Here is a 3,711-nt window from a genome sequence, read left to right on the forward strand (position 1 = left end):
TGTTCCGCGTCGTCGGCACCGAGCCTCATCCCAACCTCTCCGAGGGCGCCATCGCCCGTGTCGTCCGCGCCGCCGTCCTTCGGGGCGAGCACCTCGTTCGAGAGGGCGAGGCCATCACCGTGAGGAATCACCCATGAGCCACGCCTTCGGGATTGATCTCGGCACCACCAACTCGGTCATTGCCCACCTCGTCGACGGTCGCCCCGTGGCCTTGCCCATTGATGGCAGTCCCATTGTGCCCTCGGTGGCGCTCTACACAGATGAGCGCGTCGTGGTGGGGCGTGAGGCGCGCAACCTTGAACTGCAGGTGCCCGAGCGGTGCGTCCGTTCGGTGAAGCGCAAGATGGGGACTCCCTACCGCTATCCCCTTGCCGGGCGTGAGCTGTCTCCAGAGCAGGTGTCCGCCGATATCCTGTCCGCGCTCAAGCACGGAGCGGAGAAGGCCACTGGCAGCCCTGTGCGGGACGTCGTCATTACCGTACCCGCGTACTTCGACGATGCCCAGCGCCGTGCAACCCTCGAGGCCTGTGAGCGAGCGGGGCTGCACGTGCTGCGGCTGCTCAACGAGCCCACCAGCGCAGCGCTCGTCTATGACCAGCTCTTGTCCGCGGACGCTGCGAGGAGCGCCGAGCCTGAGATCCTTCTCATCTACGACCTGGGGGGCGGCACCTTCGATGTGTCGGTGCTCGAGGTGTTCCACGGGGTGCGCGAGGTGCGCGCTACCGCGGGCAACACCCACCTGGGCGGCGACGACTTCGATGACAAGCTGGTGCAGCTCTTCCTCGAGGAGCTCAAGCGAAACCAGGGCGTGGATCCGCGCGAGGACATACGCGCCATGGCCCGTCTGCGTCGGCTGGCCGAGGAGACGAAGATCCGTCTCTCCGCGGACATCGCGGTGCACGTGCGCGAGGAGTTCCTCACTCGTGCGCAGGGAAAGCCCGTTCACCTCGAGATGGAGGTGAGGCGGCGCACCTTCGAGGAGCTCGTCGAACCGCTGCTCGAGTCCACCGTGGCCCTGGCACGCCAGGCGCTGCAGGAGGCGCGGCTCGAGGGCCAGGCCTTGTCGCGGGTGTGCCTGGTGGGGGGCTCGACGCGGATTCCTCGGGTGCGCCAGATGCTCGAGGAGGCGTTCGGCGTGGAGATTCATGAGGAGGTGGACCCGGATCTGGCGGTGGGGCTGGGCGCAGCCATCCAGGCGGGTCTGCTCACCGGCGCGCCGGTGGAGCGCATCCTCGTGGACGTGGCCTCCCACAGCCTGGGCATGCGCGTCTTCGGGGAGGGAGATGAGCTGCGCGCTGAGCCGGACACCTTCGTCCCTGTCCTCCGCCGCAACACGGTGCTCCCGGCCGCGAGGGTGGAGGAGTTCTACACCCTGGTGCCCGAGCAGGAGCTCATCCGGGTGGAGGTGTTCCAGGGCGAGGCGCCCCGGGTGTCGGAGAACACGCGAGTGGGCGCCTTCGACTTCCCGCTCGAGCCGAGCCCGGCGCACTCGCCTGTGCGGGTGGAGTTCGCCTACGACCTCAATGGGGTGGTGAAGGTCTCCATCAGTCAGCCCGGTACGGCCAACGCGAAGACGGTGGCTCTCGCGGTGGCGGACGCAGGCAAGGCGGCCCAGGCCCAGGCGGCGCAGAGCGCGGTGGCGCGCAAGGGACGTGCCCTGGGGGAGCGCCTCCCACCCCAGCAGCGCGCCGAGCTGGAGCAGCTGCTCCACCGGTATGCGAAGGCTGAGGGGGCGGCCCGCGAGCGTGCCGAGGAGGCGTTGCTGGACTTCTTCGTCGAACACGAGCCGCAGAGCCCGGAGTCCTGAGACATGGCAAGGCACGACCGAGAGGAGCGCCAGCACCGCCGATGGCTGGAGGATGCTCAGAAGCACCTGGGACGGGGAGACCTGGAAGGAGCCTTACCCGCGCTCCTCCGGTTGCCTCAGCCACTGCGAGACGAGCTGCTGCCAAGGGCCGCCGTCCTCTTCCGAGAGCTCGTCCACGAGCAACACCGTCGCGGCGCATGGGGGATGCTCGGGACGTTGGCCGCGCGGGCGGACGCTGAGCCGGGATTGGTGGCCCGAGGCGTGGACGCCGAGGAAGCCCGGGCCGCTTACTGGCCCCTCATGTGGGCTGTGGGCCGCACACGCGAGTGGGCTCGCGCGCAGAGGTTGTGGCAGCCCCTGGCCGCAACGGTGCGAGAGCGCGCGCCTCGTCTGGCTGTGGCGGTGGACTCCTGGCTCTCCACCCAGGGAGCCCCCCTCCCCGAGGCCGTGGGGCCAGCGCTCGCGTGCCTGCCGCCCCTGGACTCGCGCCTGGGCGTGGAGCCTGCGAGGCCGCGCGCCACCCTGCCGCCACCTCGCTCTGGGGAGGAGGTGGAAGGAGCGCTCCTCGCCTTGTGCGCGCTCGAGCCCTTCCCCGTCTTCGCCAGCCGCGTCGAGGCGTGGGCACGTGAGGCGACCGCCGAGGTGGCTCGGGGGGTGTGGGAGCTGGCCGGGCAACTGGCAGCGCGGGAGCTCTGGCTCCGAGCGGCTGCGGACAAGGGACTCGCTGTGCTCTCGGAGCCAGCTTCGCTGTTGGCGAGGGCGGCGCGTGAGGCAGGAGCCTCTCAGGCATTGTCTGCCCTGGCGCTGGAGGCGTTGCGGGTGGTGAGCGCGCGACTTCCGCAGACAGGCATCTCGCGCGCCGAGGAGGCCGAGGCATGGTGTGCCTTGGCCCAAGCCGCCGCACTCCAGGAAGACGCCCGGCCCTGGGTGGTGCAGGCTGTGTCCGAAGTTCGCTTCTCAGAAGCGGCCCTGCCGCGAGCCCTACGCCTCTACGAAGCGCTGCTGGCGTCTGTCTGGGATGCGGCCCTCTGGGCGCGGGCCTTCCTGGCCTGGGACGCTCACCATCCCGAGGCGCGCATCGCTCCCATGTGGCTCCAGGAGGGCCTGCGTCGGCTGATCGCATCGGGGACGCCCGCCTTTCTGGCCTGGATGAGGACGGCTGCGCCCACTGAACGCACGGCGCTGGTCGAGAGTGTGGCCTCCACCAGTGCGCCGGACCTGGTGGAGTCCTGGATGGATGCCTGCTGGGAGGGCGCGGAGGAAGAGCTGAGGCACGTGTTGAGCGAGGCCATCCTCGTCTTGTTGGACCGCACTCGGGACAAGAATGCGAAGCAGAAGATGGAGCGGATGCTGCGCGGCGCGCAGAGCCAGGAGGATGCAGCACAGATACTGCTGGAGGCAGAGGGCGTGCTGGAAGAGGTAGATGCCCTGATGGTGCTCCCTCCAGAGGGCCTGCGCATCTGGCGCCGGTTCGGTTCCAGGGTGCTGACCTACCGGGTGGAGTTCTTGTTGGTGGCGCTGCGTCACGCTTCCTCGGACAGTGAAGCGTGGGAGATCGCCTTGCGGTACCTGGACGCTCACGAGGGGGACTCGGCCTACATCGAGACGCTGCAGACGATGGATGGGGCAGGGCGAGAGGAGCTCTCCCGGCGCGTCCTGGCCCGATGGATGGAGCGACGCGCCAACGACGTGGAAGCGCTGGCCGAGGCGGCGGTGGCCTGCGGACGAGTGGGTGCCCCCTGCAAGTACATCCACCCGGTGCTGGAGGCCTTCCTCCTGGCCCAAGCGGGGCAGCCGCCGCCCGCCGTGCCCTCCGCAGCCGTGAAGCAGGCCCAGGTGCTGGCGCGTGACCATCACCTCCGGTTGCGCAAGCGCAAGCCCTCAGGGAAGAAGAAGAAGGAGGT

2 protein-coding genes are annotated in these 3,711 nt (G+C 69.5%); both read left to right on the top strand.

What is annotated here, in order from left to right; all coding sequences use genetic code 11:
• The first annotated feature begins 133 nt into the window (after nucleotides 1–133).
• Nucleotides 134–1,807: an Hsp70 family protein gene (locus VD972_RS45125; protein ID WP_324996300.1), complete on the top strand. Its 1,674-nt coding sequence runs from the start codon at nucleotides 134–136 to the stop codon at nucleotides 1,805–1,807.
• 3 nt (nucleotides 1,808–1,810) lie between these two features.
• On the top strand, nucleotides 1,811–3,711 hold a 1,901-nt coding region (locus VD972_RS45130), incomplete at its 3' end, for a DUF6109 family natural product biosynthesis protein (RefSeq protein WP_324996303.1).

Origin of the sequence: Hyalangium sp., from assembly GCF_035629615.1 — a bacterium.
Classification (GTDB): Bacteria; Myxococcota; Myxococcia; order Myxococcales; family Myxococcaceae; genus Hyalangium.

Excerpts from the sequence above, each read along its gene's own strand:
- VD972_RS45125 (WP_324996300.1), top strand. The coding sequence starts at position 134 with ATGAGCCACGCCTTCGGGATTGATCTCGGCACCACCAACTCGGTCATT.